This is a genomic window from Paenibacillus sp. FSL R5-0378, assembly GCF_038009285.1.
GTDB classification, from domain to species: Bacteria; Bacillota; Bacilli; order Paenibacillales; family Paenibacillaceae; genus Paenibacillus_AQ; species Paenibacillus_AQ favisporus.
Genome location: NZ_JBBPAY010000001.1, coordinates 622,108 through 637,594, shown reverse-complemented (window position 1 = coordinate 637,594; position 15,487 = coordinate 622,108). Strand labels below are relative to the sequence as shown.

The 15,487-nt window shown below is 55.0% G+C and carries 14 protein-coding genes and 1 pseudogene; 11 read left to right on the top strand and 4 right to left on the bottom strand.

The window, feature by feature from the left end; translation table 11 throughout:
- Positions 1-167 precede the first annotated feature (167 nt).
- From MKY74_RS02765 to MKY74_RS02755, 3 genes are read right to left on the bottom strand one after another with little or no spacing between them, the layout of a single operon-like run.
- Entirely contained in the window at positions 168-1,472 is a 1,305-nt protein-coding gene (locus tag MKY74_RS02765) for an MFS transporter (RefSeq protein ID WP_084204017.1), read from the bottom strand.
- Positions 1,473-1,527: 55 nt separating this feature from the next.
- A complete protein-coding gene (locus MKY74_RS02760; protein ID WP_076173117.1) occupies positions 1,528-2,673 on the bottom strand; it encodes a cysteine desulfurase family protein in 1,146 nt (381 codons plus the stop codon).
- Positions 2,646-3,308: an ArsR/SmtB family transcription factor gene (locus tag MKY74_RS02755; protein WP_076173116.1), complete on the bottom strand. Its 663-nt coding sequence runs from the start codon at positions 3,306-3,308 to the stop codon at positions 2,646-2,648. Before MKY74_RS02755 ends, MKY74_RS02760 begins: the two co-directional genes overlap by 28 nt.
- Before the next feature lie 375 nt (positions 3,309-3,683).
- On the opposite strand from MKY74_RS02755, the gene MKY74_RS02750 reads away from it, so the two are divergent.
- The 7 genes from MKY74_RS02750 to MKY74_RS02720 all read left to right on the top strand — a co-directional run bounded on the left by MKY74_RS02750 (position 3,684) and on the right by MKY74_RS02720 (position 10,185).
- Positions 3,684-5,135 carry an amino acid ABC transporter substrate-binding protein/permease gene (locus tag MKY74_RS02750; RefSeq protein WP_076173115.1) on the top strand — a complete coding sequence of 484 codons (1,452 nt, stop codon included), beginning with the start codon at positions 3,684-3,686 and terminating at the stop codon, positions 5,133-5,135.
- Positions 5,128-5,856, top strand: a complete 729-nt coding sequence (locus MKY74_RS02745; RefSeq protein ID WP_076173114.1) for an amino acid ABC transporter ATP-binding protein — start codon at positions 5,128-5,130, stop codon at positions 5,854-5,856. The genes MKY74_RS02750 and MKY74_RS02745 overlap by 8 nt, the downstream gene beginning before the upstream one ends.
- A 245-nt stretch (positions 5,857-6,101) precedes the next feature.
- On the top strand, positions 6,102-7,211 hold the full coding sequence (locus MKY74_RS02740; RefSeq protein WP_144025470.1) for a hypothetical protein: 1,110 nt from the start codon (positions 6,102-6,104) through the stop codon (positions 7,209-7,211).
- A 280-nt stretch (positions 7,212-7,491) separates the two neighbouring features.
- A complete protein-coding gene (locus tag MKY74_RS02735; protein WP_076173111.1) occupies positions 7,492-7,821 on the top strand; it encodes a PadR family transcriptional regulator in 330 nt (109 codons plus the stop codon).
- Positions 7,821-9,116 (top strand): FtsW/RodA/SpoVE family cell cycle protein, encoded by a 1,296-nt coding sequence (locus MKY74_RS02730; protein WP_076173110.1) that lies wholly within the window; start codon positions 7,821-7,823, stop codon positions 9,114-9,116. Before MKY74_RS02735 ends, MKY74_RS02730 begins: the two co-directional genes overlap by 1 nt.
- A gap of 129 nt (positions 9,117-9,245) precedes the next feature.
- A complete protein-coding gene (locus tag MKY74_RS02725) occupies positions 9,246-9,584 on the top strand; it encodes a PadR family transcriptional regulator (protein ID WP_076173109.1) in 339 nt (112 codons plus the stop codon).
- Positions 9,571-10,185 carry a DUF2812 domain-containing protein gene (locus tag MKY74_RS02720; RefSeq protein WP_076173108.1) on the top strand — a complete coding sequence of 205 codons (615 nt, stop codon included), beginning with the start codon at positions 9,571-9,573 and terminating at the stop codon, positions 10,183-10,185. Before MKY74_RS02725 ends, MKY74_RS02720 begins: the two co-directional genes overlap by 14 nt.
- 57 nt (positions 10,186-10,242) lie before the next feature.
- Here MKY74_RS02720 and MKY74_RS02715 read toward each other — a convergent pair.
- Positions 10,243-11,098, bottom strand: a pseudogene (locus tag MKY74_RS02715) (LysR family transcriptional regulator).
- A 130-nt stretch (positions 11,099-11,228) separates the two neighbouring features.
- Here MKY74_RS02715 and MKY74_RS02710 point away from each other — a divergent pair.
- The 4 genes from MKY74_RS02710 (at position 11,229) to vanT (ending at position 15,480) form a co-directional block, all read left to right on the top strand.
- Positions 11,229-12,218, top strand: a complete 990-nt coding sequence (locus tag MKY74_RS02710; RefSeq protein ID WP_076173107.1) for a zinc-binding dehydrogenase — start codon at positions 11,229-11,231, stop codon at positions 12,216-12,218.
- Between the two features lie 171 nt (positions 12,219-12,389).
- Complete coding sequence (gene vanG / locus MKY74_RS02705; RefSeq protein WP_076173106.1) at positions 12,390-13,451, top strand: D-alanine--D-serine ligase VanG; 1,062 nt, start codon at positions 12,390-12,392, stop codon at positions 13,449-13,451.
- Complete coding sequence (locus MKY74_RS02700) at positions 13,448-14,272, top strand: D-alanyl-D-alanine carboxypeptidase family protein (RefSeq protein WP_076173105.1); 825 nt, start codon at positions 13,448-13,450, stop codon at positions 14,270-14,272. The genes vanG and MKY74_RS02700 overlap by 4 nt, the downstream gene beginning before the upstream one ends.
- Positions 14,269-15,480: a serine racemase VanT catalytic subunit gene (gene vanT / locus MKY74_RS02695; RefSeq protein ID WP_244169342.1), complete on the top strand. Its 1,212-nt coding sequence runs from the start codon at positions 14,269-14,271 to the stop codon at positions 15,478-15,480. Before MKY74_RS02700 ends, vanT begins: the two co-directional genes overlap by 4 nt.
- The last annotated feature ends 7 nt before the right edge of the window (positions 15,481-15,487 follow it).

Here is a 15,487-nt window from a genome sequence, read left to right as displayed (position 1 = left end):
CAGCCTGGGAACGATTGAAGCATAGAAAGAACCCCTTTCGTCCTGCCCGGCTGCCGTTGCAGCAAACCGAAACAAACGAAAGGGGAATCTATTGTAATGATCACCTTAATACCCAAACCCGGCGCTTCCTAATTAAAGCCACGAGGGAGTATCGGTTGAAGATCGCATCAGGCTTTCTTTTTCCGCGACCAGACAATAACCGGAATTAGAAGCAGGGACAGGAATCCTCCGGCCAAAGAAAGTGCGGAGTAGCTGGATTGGGCCACAACCATGCCGGATAACGCTCCTCCCGAAGCCCCGGCTAAGGCAATGAGCACATCCACCGTGCCTTGGGTCTTTGCCCGAGTATGGGGAGGCGTCGCGTCGACAATGGCTGCCGTTCCGCTAATCAGGCCAAAGTTCCAGCCCAGCCCAAGAAGGGCAAGCGCAAGAACGAGAAATACCATCGATTCTCCGGGCGCGAGCCCAGCCAACAAGCCTGCCGCAAGCAGGGTGATTCCGGAAGCATAGGACATCAGAGTGTGTCCGTACTTATCGACTAGAACGCCGGTAATCAGCGAAGGCAGAAACATCGCAGCCACATGGATGCCGATGACGAGGCCAACCTCGCCCAGCCCGTGTCCGTGATGCTTCATGTGGACCGGTGTCATGGTCATAATGGCCACCATCACGATTTGGGTCAGCACCATCACCGTCGCACCGATCATGATTCCCGTTTTATTCATGGCCGCGTCTTTTACTCCGGTGCTCTGCGTGCCATTCAGGCTTTCATCTGCCCGCTGTGCCTCCGCCATGGCCTTGGCCACGATCAGCGGGTCTGGCCGAAGGAAGATGAGGAGGACGACGCCGGCTATAATAAATGCTGCAGCAGCCAGCATGAATGGACCCGAAAGCGCTGGGAAACCTATGGAAGTGGCAAACCGTCCCGTGATATTGACCAGATTCGGTCCGGCCACTGCACCGAATGTGGTGAAGACCATAGCGGCGCTGATCGCTTTAGCCCGCTGCGTTGGCAAGGCCAAATCCGTTCCGGCATATCGAGCCTGTAAGTTTGTAGCCGTTCCGGCGCCGTACACCAGCAAAGAAATAAAGAGAAGTGCCAGATTGCTTATAAGGGCTGCCAAAACGACGCCCAGCGCACCAAGCCCACCCGCCAGGAAGCCCGCTGCCAGCCCCGTCCGGCGCCCTAACCGCTGGGACAGACGGCCGACGATCAGGGCGGACGCTGCTGATCCTAACGTAATTAAGGCAGAAGGGACCCCGGCATAGCTGTCGGATCCAAGCATGTCTTGGGCAAGCAGCGCTCCTACCGTAACCCCTGCGGCAAAACCGGCCCCGCCGAAAATTTGCGAAATGATGACGATCAACATCGTCCTTTTATGGAGCTGCCGCTGCCTCTCAGGCGATTCAACGTACTGCCTTAGAGGTGCAGGGAGGGGATTCACCCTTTCTACAACCGTGGTCTCTGACATCTATTGTTCCTCCCTATATTAGACGAACCGATTCGTAAAAGATTTGCTGTTACCCTCACTGCAGACGGTCCTGGAATAAAGAAATAACGGTCTCCACTTCTTCTTTGGTGGTGTACCGGCCCAAGCTGAACCGGATCGCTCCCAGCCCTTCGTAATCGCTAAGGCCCATCGCCCGCAGCACCGGTGAAAGGGTTGTGCTTCCGGAGTGGCAGGCGGATCCGGTGGAAGCGGCGATTTCCGGAAAACGACCCAAAATCTCCTGCCCGCTCAGCCCAAGGAAGCTTACGTTGAGCGTGTTGGGCAGATGGTTGCCGGGATCGCCATTAAACCGGACCTGGTCTCCAAAGGCTTCCTTGAGCCCTTCCTTCAATGCCTCCCGGAGGTTTCGGATTTCACGGGAACCGACCTTCTGCGCTGCCAGTGCTGCGGCTTTGCCCAATCCGACGATATAAGGCACATTTTCCGTTCCTGCCCTCCGGCCGGATTCATGGCCTGCCCCATGCACAAACGGGGCGAGTGTCGTGCCTTCACGCACATACAGTGCGCCGATACCCTTGGGCGCGTACAGCTTATGACCGGCGATAGATAACAAATCGACGCCCAAGGCATCGACGTTCACCGGGATTTTGCCAAAAGACTGTGCAGCATCCGTATGCACCAGGATACCGTAGCGTTTGGCGATACTGGCCACCTCTTCAATGGGCTGAATCGTTCCGACCTCGCTGTTGGCGTGCATGACCGAAATGAGAATGGTATCCTCGCGGATGGCACGCTCGATATCTGCCGGTGACACCCGGCCCCAGTGATCAACGGGAACGTAGGTCACTTCCGCGCCCAGCGTTTCGAGGAAGGCACAGGGATTGAGAATCGCCGGATGCTCAATGGTTGTCGTGATGATATGTCTGCGGGGCTGGTTGGATGCAAAGTAAACCCCTTTTAAAGCGTGATTGTTGGCTTCGGTTCCTCCGCTGGTAAAAATCACCTCACTGGATTTCGCCCCAATCGCTGCGGCGATCCGGCTTCTGGCGTGCTCGATCGTTTCTTTGAGTGAAGCTGCCGCCCAATGCGAGGAAGAAGGATTGCCATAGTGATGCTCGAAAAACGGCAGCATTTCCTGGAGCACTTCCGGATCTAACGGAGTGCTGGCGTTATAGTCCAGATAAATGCGTTTCGTTACCTCTGTGCTTGAAATTCCCGCCATTCGTAAACTCCTTCCTCCACCCGGAATGCTGTAAAGCCCTCACGCTGCAATTTCTCAACCGCCTCGGCCGCTGCAACGCAGTAAGGTCCGCGGCAATATGCAGCAATTGGGGTTTCCTTGGGCAGACTTTGCATATATTGATAAAGCTCCTCCATCGGAACAGAGATCGCCCCGGGAATGTGTCCTGCTTCAAATTCATCGGCCGGGCGTACGTCCAGTAAAATCATGCCTTCGTCCATTTTGCGCAATACTTCATTTAAAGACAGGGTCTGAACATCCTCGCACTGACTCAGAAAGTCGTTTTTTACCCGGGTGATGTCGGCCAGCTGCGTTTCGCTCATTCGCCATAGAGCATTCAAAAAGCCCTCAATATGGGGACCAGCCAAGCAGTAGATGACATACGTCCCCCGCTTGCTATACTTCACCAGGTTGGCATCCAGTAAAATTTGGAGATGCCGCGATACGTTGGCTAGGCTCATTTCTGTGGCCTCGGCCAATTTTTCAACAGACTTGGGTCCTTGGGATAACAAATGCATGAGCTCGAGTCGTTTATCGCTGGACAAGCATTTCCCGATTCGGGCAAACTGCCGGTACAAGTCGTCTTTGAAAGCACGAACGGGAAAATCGTGGTCCATATCTATTCCCACCTTGCTATAATATTCAATGAATTGATTGAATTATAGTCGTGGTTAACTTTGACCGTCAAGATCATACTGATCTTATAGCTTGACTATATTTTGCGAAAGTTCTAATGATGGTTAGGCAAACTTGTCTCGAATGGGTAATGAATGATAGCTAACTTGCTTCCTTTATCTGCAGACTGTGTTAGTCTTAGTAGTAAATTTCTTGGTTAATGGTTAGATTGAACTAAAGTAAATGGTTGAAAATGTATTTTTAGGAATGATTGGTTTTTTGGTAAAATAGGATATTAGGTGGGAGAATACCTGCCACCAAAAAAGAAAAAGTATGAAGGGGACAACATTCGGCGTTGACCGAGAAGGGGAGGACACATGAAATCATCTTTTAAGGTATCATTATTTTCATTAGCGCTGCTGCTCCTCGTGGTGACCGGATGGTCCGGTTGGACGGGAAGCGCCGCAGCTGCGCCGGATTCCGGCAAAACCTATGTCATCGGTACCGACATTACGTTTGCTCCGTTTGAGTTTCAGGACGTCAGCGGCAAGTTTGTCGGGATCGATATGGATCTGATGGAGGCCATCGCCAAGGATCAGAATTTTAAGTATGAGATCAAGCCACTGGGCTTTAACGCAGCCGTTCAAGCGCTGGAGTCGAACCAGGTGGACGGCGTCATCGCAGGGATGAGCATTACCGACGAACGGAAGCAGAAATTCGACTTTTCCGAGTCCTATTTCGAATCCGGCGTGGTGATGGCCATCAGCAAGAACAATGACACCATCAAGAGCTATGAGGATTTAAAAGGGAAGAAAGTAGCCGTAAAGACAGGTACAGAAGGCTACAGCTTCGCTGAATCCATCGCCTCAAAATACGGGTTCACGATCGTCCCGTTCGACGATTCTATGCAAATGTACGACGATGTCAAAACAGGGAACTCCGTGGCCTGCTTTGATGATTATCCCGTACTGGCTTATGGCGTGAACCAGAACAACGGTCTCAAAATCGTAACCGAGAAGGAAGCAGGCGGCTCCTACGGCTTTGCAGTCGGCAAAGGCAAGAACCAGGAGCTGATGCAAAAGTTCAATACCGGCCTGACTAATCTCAAAGCCAGCGGGGAGTATGACCAGATTCTCGAGAAATATCTGGGTGAAAATGCGTCCGGGCCGGCAAATCAAAGCCGCTGGGGACTGATTAAGGATTCGCTGCCGCCGCTGCTAACTGGTCTGGGCAAGACGCTGCTGTACACAATCGTATCGCTGTTCTTCGCCTTTATCCTGGGGTTGATCTTCGGCTTTATGAAGGTGAGTCGCAATAAGTTCCTTCGCGGTTTGGCAACGGTATTCGTCGATGTCTTCCGCGGCATTCCGCTGATCGTCCTGGCTTTCTTTATTTACTTTGGTATTCCTCAGGCGTTCGGCTTCACGATGCCGCTATTCCTGGCGGCCATTCTGACGCTGACCCTGAATGCCGGCGCTTATGTAACGGAAATCATCCGGGGCGGTATTCAGTCAATCGACCGCGGCCAAATGGAAGCGGCCCGTTCGCTCGGTTTGCCGTACCGCAAGGCGATGATGAAGATCATCATCCCGCAGGCGATCCGCGTTATGATCCCGGCATTCATCAACCAGCTGGTCATTACGCTGAAAGATACGTCGATTCTGTCGGCGATCGGTCTCGTCGAGCTGACGCAGTCCGGCAAAATTATTATCGCCAGAACGTTCTCGTCATTTGATATTTGGCTGGTTGTAGCCATCATGTATTTGATTGTGATCACGATCTTAACGAAACTTTCAGGCTTCTTGGAAGGGAGATTGCGCCGTGGGTAAAATCAGGGTTGAAGGATTAAAGAAGAGCTTCGGCGCCAATCAGGTGCTGAAAGGAATCGATATGCAGGTCAAGGAAGGCGAAGTCGTATGCGTAATCGGTCCTTCCGGATCGGGGAAAAGTACGTTTCTGCGCTGCATCAATCGGCTTGAGGACATCACTGCAGGCCGTGTCATCGTTGATGACCAGGATCTGAACGATTCGAAGACGGACATCAACAAAGCGCGGGAAAATATTGGCATGGTGTTCCAGCATTTTAACCTGTTTCCGCATTTCAGCGTCCTCAAGAACATCATGTTCGCTCCGATGGAGCTTGGCAAAATGAACGCGAAGCAGGCGCGCGAAACGGCGATGCGCCTCCTGGAGCGCGTCGGACTCGCCGACAAGGCGGATGCGTTCCCGAGCCAGCTGTCGGGCGGGCAGAAGCAGCGGGTGGCGATCGCCCGTGCGCTCGCGATGAATCCCGACGTCATGCTGTTCGACGAGCCGACGTCGGCGCTCGACCCCGAGATGGTCGGCGAGGTGCTCGGCGTCATGAAGGATCTGGCCCGCGAAGGCATGACGATGATGATCGTCACGCATGAGATGGGCTTCGCCCGCGAGGTGGCGGACCGGGTCATCTTCATGGACGGCGGCTACATCGTTGAAGAAGGTCCGCCGGAGGAAGTGTTCGGCCGGCCGAAAAACGAGCGTACGATCAGCTTCCTGGAGAAGGTACTGTAAGCACGCTATAAGCTTGAGTGAAGCCGCGTACGTGATGAACCGTTATTCGGTGATCACAGCGGTTTGGATGAAAGCCCGGACGGGCAGCGTTAGCTGCTTGGCCGGGCTTTTTGCATTCGTCCCTGCACATATGTTGGCTGTAACCGCTGAAAACGAAACCGAAAGGTACAGCGTTGCGATGAAACATTTTCTCCAGTTAGAGCGTAGAAATATTCCAGGAAAATCCACTTACGTACAGGAGGACGATGATGGTAGAGCTTCGTGAGGAAGGCCAACTGAAATATTCCAACCAGCCGTCCCGGACGGCTAAAGCGTTGAACTGGGGACTCGTTGGATTGATGGGAGCACTCGTTCTTGGATTTATGGGGTACGGTGTTTTTTGGCTGATCAAGGGAGATTGGGTGGTAGGCAGCTTTATCACAGTGATTGGACTATTCTTGACGGGTATGCTGTGGCTGATCTTCAGAATCGTCCGGATGCCGCAAAAGGTGCTGCTCCGGCACGAACTCCGGGAGGAAGGCTATTATACATACGTTAAGCAAATCAAGACCGGCGAAGAGTCCGAGCATCTGGTGCCGTTCACTCAAATGCAGGAGGTGCTGATCGGCAGGACGACAAGGTACCAGCCCAAGGGGGAAGGCAGCATCGGGTTTTATGTGATCGGTGCCAACATCGTCATGAAATGGGTTGATGAAGAGGGTCATATCCAATATTCCGTTTTCGGATTAGAGAATCCCAATGAATTGGAGGCCTGGGTAACGGAGTTCCGAAAGCACGGGATTCCGGTGTACGGGACAGAGGCGAACGTGAAGTTTGTTAGGGCGGAGAACTACCAAACCGCGTATGCCGAGCTGCCGAAGGCCGAGTATGAGCCGGGTGCCAACCCGCTGCAGATCGGAAGCCGTGAGCGGAGAGATATCCCCGCGTGGATCAGCCCGGACATGAAGGCCAGAATGGAAGCAGAAGAAAAACGAAGGGATAAGCGGTTGTTCAGGCCTGTTTTTCTAGGCGTCGCCGCAATTAACTTGATTTTGGCCGCATCGTGGATGCCTTCCTGGCCCATTTTAGACGGCGCATTCGCGGACAATTCCGCGTCGACGGCCGTTACGCTGGTAAATGTCGTGCTGTTGGTGCTGACCGGCGCATACTGGCGCCAACGTGTCCGGTGGTACCGTTCACTGCTGGATTCGGTATTGGTGATTGCAGCGCAGTTCGCTGGTGCGGGCATCGCTGCGCTTATTGGAAATGCGCCCTCCGGGCTGCTTGACTCCATCGTGGTGGAGGGACTGCTTTTAGTGGGCATCAGTGTTGTTTTGTTTGTGATTTTTAGATTGGTGCGGTGGATAGTAAAATAACGAAGCCTCACCTTCGTTTGGTTTGGAGCGACAGGAAGGCTTGGGTTTGGGGTTAGAAATGGGGCACCGTTATACGAAACACGAGGTCTCAGCGGCGGCTGAGCTATGCCTCAATATGGCACCCTTCTTCAGTATCCACTGGAGGAGGGGGCTTTTTTTGATGCGGATTATTGCCTGCCTCGTTATTTTGTCCCCATCTATTGCCAATCCAAATGCTGTTCGATATACTCATATACATAGTATTACGATGTATTGTAAATCTAGGTATTAGGAGAAGATCATGGCGATTAATAAAGAGCTGCTCAAGGGCAGCACGGTCATTTTGCTGCTGACGGTGCTGAACAAGAAGGAAATGTACGGTTACGAATTAATCAAGGAAATCGAGAAGAGCTCTGAGGGCGTTTTTTCCATGAAAGAGGGAACTTTATATCCCATCCTGCACACACTGGAGTCGGAAGGCTGGCTGGAAGCTTACTGGAGCACACATGACGGCCGCAAACGGAAGTACTACCGGATAACCGACCAGGGCCGGAGTCAGCTGAAAGAAAAGCAGCAGGAATGGGTTCGTTTCCGCACGGCGGTTGATACGGTGATCGGGGAGGGGATTTGATGCGGGCTGTGGAAAAGGATGCGGCGGTTCAGGAGTTTCTTGACCGGGTATGCCGGCATATCCGCGTTAGATCCATGCATGCTGAAATCCGTGAGGAGCTGGGAAGTCATATTGCGGAACGGATGGACATGCTGGCATCCGAAGGAGTTGCTGAAGAGCATTGTGCGCAGGAAGCGATTAAGCTGATGGGCGATCCCGACGACATCGGACGAAGCCTTCACCGGGCGCATAAACCTGTGTTTGACTGGAAGCTTGTTGTTCTATTGGGGCTGCTGACGATTGTGGGGTTGTTCGGATTACTGAATGTGCAGATGTCTGGCCGAAGGATTTGGATGCTCGCTCAGTTTTTTGAGAAGAAGCTGTTTTATGTTGCGCTAGGTTTTGCCGGTCTGTTTATTTGTTATTTCCTGGACTACCGAAAGCTGAGGAAGTTTTCCGGAGTAATATTCTGCGGGACCATCGCCTTAATGGCTTTAACGTTGAAGGTAGGCATCACGACGAATGGGCAGACGACCAGTCTGGCGATCGGTTCCTTTGCCATTAATGTGATGGCTGCATCCATATTGCCATTGCTTATTGCGGCTTCAGGACTGACCTATAGGTTCCGGCGCAGCGATATTGTCGGCTGGATCAAGTTCGCGGCCCAAATGGTCGTTCCGGTCGTACTGTATTGGCAGAGCGGCTCCTTGCTGTACGGCTGCATTTATTTAGCGGGATTCGGAATTATTGCACTGAGGCACAACCGGTTTCCTCTGATGGCCGTTGGACTGCCGATCCTTTCTTTGTACATATATAAACTAACGCAAACCCCTTACCTTGTGGAGCGGCTGCACTCCTTTTTGAGCGAAAAGGATAAGGATTACCAGACCTTGCAGACGATCGGAGCGATCCGCTCGGCAGGGTGGACGGGCCACGGATTTGCGGCGGCGAACGAAACCCTCCCTTTTATCTATGACGAATCGATGTATCCGTATCTTATTTACTGTTTTGGATGGGGTGCCGGGATCGTCATCGGGCTGTTGGTCATTGGATTCATGATACGAATTTGGAAGATGAGCGTGTCCATTAGGGATGAATATGCCACCTGTATATTTTCCGCGTTCATCGTCGTATTTGGCATTCGGCTGTTGTGGCCGCTGCTTATGGCGTACGGTGTGGTGCCCATCGTGGGGCAGAGCCTGCCCTTTGTCGGCTATGGCGGGTTCACGCAGGTGATTGATTTTTGCGCCATGGGGCTGCTGTTATCGATCTATCGGCGCAAGCAGATGCTTCCCGCAAGGATGGAGACCGTTTGAAATTAAGGCCAAGCCCGATTCTTCCGGGTTTTGGCCTTTTCGCTATTGCAATATACAGTTAAACTGTATATAGTGTAAATATACAGTTGAACGATATAAAGTGTGACTGAACAAAAGGGAGGCACTTCATTGAGCAGAGATAAACATTTACCGCTGACCGAAACGGTATATTATATTTTGTTGGCGCTGCTGGAGCCGGCGCATGGTTACCTGATTATGCAGAAGGTGGAGGAGCTCAGCGCGGGGCAGGTCCGGATGGCGGCCGGCACGCTGTACGGGGCGGTGGACAATCTGCTGAAGCAGAAATTCATCCAGCCGGCCGCGAGCGAGGACAGCCGCCGAAAGGTGTATGTCATCACGGATCTAGGACGGGAAATGCTGAGACAGGATTACGAGCGGATGCGCCATATGATCGAAGTAACCAATATGCAGTGGGGCAAGGAGGAGTTGCTGCATGAAAAAATATAAATTTTTCACAAACTTGGACCAGGAAGAACAGTGGCTGAATGACATGGCCCGGCAGGGCTATACGCTTGTCCGAAAGTCCTTCGGCTATCAATTCGAGCGAAGCGTACCGGAGGAAGCCAACTACCGGATCGACTTCCGCACGTTCAAGAATCAGCGGGACTTTGAGGATTATGTTGCCCTGTTCGAGGATAGCGGCTGGACGCATGTCGCCGGCACGAAGGGGTCGGGGGCTCAATATTTCAAGCAGAACGGTGACCAGGGGAACGAGGATATTTTCTCCGATGCCGACTCCAAGGCGGCCCGGTATAAGCGGATTTCCGACATGTGGATGACGCTGTGCTGCTGCTTTATCCCGATTTTCGCGGCGCTGATTTCGACCGATGCCATTGATGCATCCGTCATCCTGAAGCCCCAATCGCTGTATTACACGCCGGGATTGTGGGAAATGAGCGGCCCAAGATTTTGGCAGGCGTTACTGTTCGAGACGCCGTTTGCGCTGTTCCGCGGGATCGTCTGGATGGTCATTCCGGTTATGATTATCGTCTACTCGGTTTTCGCCTACAAAGCCAAAAAGGAATACGACAAGTCCCAGCAGCAGTAATGCCGAATGGGAGCCAATAGGGAGGATGCTGCGCTTGCCGGCATCGTCCCTTTTTTTTCAGGCAGACGGCCCGGCGTATTTCTCCGGCTCCAGAAAAGCGCGAAGCGCGCTGCTCAGCGGTACATCCCGGCGATAGATAAAATAGACCACGACCTCGCGGTAGGACTCCGGCAGGGTCAAGGCTTCAATGTTTTTCTCGTTGGGGATCTGAACTGTGTTCGACCTTGGGAGGAGCGCTACGCCGAGGCCCGAAGCCACACCCCCAAGCACGGCTTCAAGCGAGCCGAACTCCATGATTTGCGGATGCTGAACTCCGGCTTCGGCCAGCAGGCGCTCCACTCTGGAGCGGTGGGTGCAGCCTGTCGATAAAATGAGCATCGGCTTCTGCAGCTGTTCTTGCAGGCTGGCCGCTCCGGCCTCGGAGAGCAGCACGAGCTCTTCATCGTAGGAAGGAATCTGCTTCAGCTGGGAATGCGGGACAGGGCCGTACACAAAAGCGCCGTCCAGCTCGCGGTCCAGCACCTGCTGCATGAGCACGCGGGAATTGCCCGTGGCGAGGGACAGACTGACATGAGGGTAGCGGGCGTAGTAAGCGGCCAGACGTCCCGGCAGATGAGCTGCCGCGGCCGATTCAATCGCCCCGATCCGCAGCGGCCCCCGCGGGGCATCCTCCGCCTGCACGGATTTCTCCGCTTCATCGAGCAAGTTCAGAATTTGACGCGCGTATTCAAGCAGGCGCTCGCCAGCCGGGGTCAGCTCCATCCCCCGGTTGCTCCGGAGTCTGCAATCCTTCCTCCAGCTGGCGAATCCGGCCGGTGACGTTGGAGGGAACATATTGCAGCCTTTGGGCCGCCCGTGTAATGCTTCCTTCCTCCGCTACAGCCCGGAATATACGCAAATCTCCACTTTCCATTCGGCTCACCATCCTGACTTCATTTTGACTGAACGCCATATTCACTACTAATCATTTTACATGCTCTAAAGCGGCCTATACAATGAATCCCAAAACGGCTTCACAGAGGCCGGAAAAGGGAGAGATTCAATTGAGAGCAGCTATTCATCATGGCCGGAGCGGTCTGGACGGACTGCGGGTCAGCGACGCGGAAACGAAGCAGCCGAGCCCTGGGGAGATCAGGGTCCGTGTAAAGACGGCCGGGCTCAATCACCGTGATCTGTTTCTGATGAAGGGACGCCGTGCGGCGGATGCACCGCTCATCCTGGGCTCCGACGGCGCAGGCGTCATCGATGCTGTAGGCGAGGGAGTAGCTGGTCTGACCGCAGGAACGGAGGTCATCATCCATCCGACGATCGGTTGGGATCGAACCGAAGCGGTACCGGTGGTGCCGCAAATCCTGGGCGGGCCTACGGACGGGACGTTTGCCGAGACGGTTGTCATCCCCGCGGACAATGCATTCCGGAAGCCGACATACCTGACCTGGGAGGAGGCGGGAGTATTGCCCTTATCCGCGCTCACGGCCTACCGGGCGCTGTTTACGAGGGCGCAAATCAAGGCTGGCGAGCACGTGCTCATCCCGGGCATTGGAGGCGGGGTTGCAACCTGCGCCATGCTCATGGCCCAAGCTGCGGGGGCTGTCGTCAGCGTCACTTCCCGAAGCGAGGCCAAGCTTGAAGAAGCGCGGCGTTATGCTGTGCGGGGAGCTTTTGCCAGCAATGGAGACTGGAACGAGGGGCTGCAAGGGGAGAAGGTGGACGTGATCCTCGACAGCATCGGTCCGGCCACCTTTTCCAAATACTTGGAGGTGATCAAGCCGAACGGCCGGATCGTGAGCTTCGGGGCGAGCTCCGGTGACACGGTGGAGGTCCCGCTAAGGGCGTTGTTTTTTCCGCAGCTGTCATGGATCGGTACGTCGATGGGAAGCCGAGAGGAGTTCGGAGAGATGCTTCGGTTCATGGAGGGGCACGCCATTCGGCCTCTGATCGACCGGATGTATCCGCTGGACGAAGCGCCGGCTGCGTTCCGGAGAATGACTGCCGGCGAGCAGTTTGGCAACATCGGGCTCTGCATCGGTTGAGCATGGATGCCCGTTCATGCCAGCGGGACCGGCTCTTTAATCTTTCTTTAGATTTCCTTTAATATTAATTACTGTTTGCTTAACATCCTCTCCCTATAATCAAAAGCATCTTAGGTTCACGCTCAGGCGCTCACGCGGAGTGGGCACCGGACCGGAAATGGGGAGAAAGAGATGCAGAAAAAAACGATCGCCGTGCTGTTTGGCGGCTGCTCAACGGAATATGAAGTCTCGCTGCAATCGGCGGCTTCCGTCATAGATCATTTGGACAAGGCTAAATATGAGCTGGTGCTCATCGGCATTACCCGGGAGGGAGCCTGGCTGAGGTACCACGGAGATCCGGAGGAGATCCGCAGGGACCGCTGGCATCAGCATCCGGGTTGCATCCCCGCGTTTCTGCCACCAAGCAGGGAAACGGGCGGAATCGTGGAGCTGGTCGGGACGGAATACCGATTGACGCCGGTGGACGTCGTATTCCCGGTTCTTCACGGCAAAAATGGGGAAGACGGCACACTGCAGGGGCTGCTGGAGCTGTCGGGCATACCTTTTGTCGGCTGCGGCACACTGTCTTCTGCCCTTTGTATGGACAAGGAGGTTGCCAGCAAGCTGGTCAAAGCGGCCGGAGTGGAAGTGGCGGGTTCGGTCACGGTCCTCGCAGGAGACGACTTGTATGCGGCCGCCAAATCGGCTGAGACGCTGGGCTATCCCGTCTACGTCAAACCGGCCAAGTCCGGTTCCTCTTTCGGTATTACGAAGGCGTACGACAGGCTGGCGCTGATGGACGGCATCCGTGAGGCGCTGCAGCATGACGACAAAGTGGTGGTCGAACAGAACATTGCCGGATTTGAAGTGGGCTGCGCGGTCCTGGGTCATCGGGAACCGTTCATCGGAGAAATCGACGAGATCGAGCTGCAGGGCGAGTTTTTTGACTATACGGAAAAATACCAGCTGATTTCGTCTAAGATCCATCTGCCTGCCCGGATTTCGGAAGAAACGGCGAACCGGGTCAAAGAGACCGCGCGCCGCATCTATCGGACGCTTGGCTGCCGCGGCCTGGCCCGGGTGGACATGTTCATTACCGAAGGGGAGCGGATCGTATTCAATGAGGTGAACACGATGCCAGGTTTCACGGCCGCCAGCCGCTATCCGAACATGATGCGGGCCAGCCACCTGCCGTACCCGGACCTGATGGACCGGCTGATCCAGCTGGCCGAAGCGATGGAGGTGGTTCGATGATCGGGGTTGTAGGCACGGAAGGCCGCGTGATTCACATCCAGCCGAGCATGGTGTACCGGGGACACCTGGTCCTCATTAACAGCGAGTATCCGCTCCGCCAGGCGCCTTATTCCAAGAGCCTCGCTCCCGTGGAATCACTCGCTCATGCCAGCACTCATGAGCGGGTGATGCGTCTGGAACGCAGCTGCCTGCAGCAGCTGGAGGCGCTGCTGGACGCCTGCGGGGGCCGGGGAGGTATCGGAGTGGTTAGCGGCTACCGCACCGCGATGGAGCAGCAGCGCATCTACGACCGGTCGCTGGTGGAGAACGGGGAGATTTTTACCGCGAGTTACGTGGCTCGTCCCGGAGAAAGTGAACACCAGACCGGGTTGGCGGCCGATGTGGGCGATAAGCACACGGGGGTCGACTATTTATGCCCTTCGTTTCCGGAGGGTGGCGTTTATGCCTCTTTCCGGAAGCTGGCAGCGGAGCATGGCTTCATCCAGCGTTACAAGCAGGGCAAAGAGCATCTGACGCACATTGCCTGCGAGCCTTGGCATTTTCGCTATGTGGGCGTGCCGCATGCCATCATCATGGAGCAGTATGGGATGTGCCTCGAGGAATACACGGACTACTTGAAGCAGTTCACCCTAGATGGTCCGCATCTGTTCAAAAAGGTGAAGGAACATCTTGTGGAGATGTACTATGTTCCTGTTCATGAAGAAGAGCAGGTGCTGACGATTAAGGTCCGCCCCGAAACGAGGGTGGAGTGCTCAGGGAACAATGTGGACGGCTGCATCATCACCGTCTTTCATGATTTGCGGAAGGGGCTGGTGGGTTGAGGGCGCATCGTCTTCGGGCAGAAACGTTCCCTGTGAGATGGGGATACTCGCTTACTTCTCCAGGCGAAAAGAGAGAAGCCCGGCCTTCCTTATCCCACCGGGCGTGGGCGGAAATCAGCCTGGATCACTTGCGGCATAACGCTGCAGAGCTTCAGCGGCTTCTCCCTTCCGGGTGCCGCCTGATGGCGGTGGTTAAAGCTAATGCATACGGACACGGTATTACGGAGATCGCGGGGCATTTGAACCGTTCGGGGATGGATAGCTTCGCTGTGGCGGAAATCGGGGAAGGGATCCTTTTGCGGGAACAAGGCATCCAGGGGGAGATTCTAATCCTTGGCTACACCGATCCAGAGAGGGCCGCCGATTTAGCCAAGTACCATATGACGCAGACGATGGTAAGTTTGGAATACGGGCAGGCCTTGGAGGCGCTCGGTATCGACCTGGAGGTACATGTCAAAATCGATACCGGCATGAACCGGCTCGGCGTGCCCCACCAGGATACGGGGTCGATTTTGCGGTGCTACGACTTTGTCAATCTTCGGGTGACGGGCATGTTCAGTCATTTGTCCATGTCGGACGGACTTGGACCGGAGGAGACCGAATTTACGCGCCGGCAGATCGCTCACTTTGATGGTGTGGTCGCGCAAATCAAGGAAGCGGGCATCGATCCAGGCCTTGTTCATCTTCAGAGCAGCTACGGCATGCTGAATTACCCTGAGCTGCGCTATGACCGGGCCCGGCCGGGGATCGCGCTGTACGGCCTGCTCAGCCAGGAGGGCGACACCGTGCGGTGCCAAGCCGAATTGCGGCCTGTGCTGGCGCTCAAGGCGACCGTGACGCAGGTGAAGGAGGTGCAGGCCGGCCAGCCGGTCGGCTACGGCCGCCGCTTCGTGCCGGAAAGCGATATCCGGATCGCCACGGTGTCCATCGGCTATGCCGACGGCGTTCCAAGGATGCTGTCGGACGGGGGTGGACAAGTCCTGATCCGCGGGCAGCGGGCCTCCATCATCGGCAGCATCTGCATGGATCAGCTGACCGTCGACGTCACTGGTGTCGACGGCGTAATGCTAGGGGACACCGTCACGCTGATCGGTCAAGATGGTGATGAGCAGATCACCGCCGGCGAGATCGCCGCACGCTGCCATACGGTCACCAACGAAATCGTGAGCCGGATTGGCAGCCGGGTGCAGCGCATATATGTTGAATAGCCGCTGG

Excerpts from the sequence above, each read along its gene's own strand:
- MKY74_RS02760 (WP_076173117.1), bottom strand. The coding sequence starts at position 2,673 with ATGGCGGGAATTTCAAGCACAGAGGTAACGAAACGCATTTATCTGGAC.
- MKY74_RS02750 (WP_076173115.1), top strand. The coding sequence starts at position 3,684 with ATGAAATCATCTTTTAAGGTATCATTATTTTCATTAGCGCTGCTGCTC.
- MKY74_RS02700 (WP_076173105.1), top strand. The coding sequence starts at position 13,448 with ATGATCGGGGTTGTAGGCACGGAAGGCCGCGTGATTCACATCCAGCCG.
- MKY74_RS02730 (WP_076173110.1), top strand. The coding sequence starts at position 7,821 with ATGCGGGCTGTGGAAAAGGATGCGGCGGTTCAGGAGTTTCTTGACCGG.
- MKY74_RS02720 (WP_076173108.1), top strand. The coding sequence starts at position 9,571 with ATGAAAAAATATAAATTTTTCACAAACTTGGACCAGGAAGAACAGTGG.
- MKY74_RS02740 (WP_144025470.1), top strand. The coding sequence starts at position 6,102 with ATGATGGTAGAGCTTCGTGAGGAAGGCCAACTGAAATATTCCAACCAG.
- MKY74_RS02755 (WP_076173116.1), bottom strand. The coding sequence starts at position 3,308 with ATGGACCACGATTTTCCCGTTCGTGCTTTCAAAGACGACTTGTACCGG.
- vanG (WP_076173106.1), top strand. The coding sequence starts at position 12,390 with ATGCAGAAAAAAACGATCGCCGTGCTGTTTGGCGGCTGCTCAACGGAA.
- MKY74_RS02735 (WP_076173111.1), top strand. The coding sequence starts at position 7,492 with ATGGCGATTAATAAAGAGCTGCTCAAGGGCAGCACGGTCATTTTGCTG.
- MKY74_RS02765 (WP_084204017.1), bottom strand. The coding sequence starts at position 1,472 with ATGTCAGAGACCACGGTTGTAGAAAGGGTGAATCCCCTCCCTGCACCT.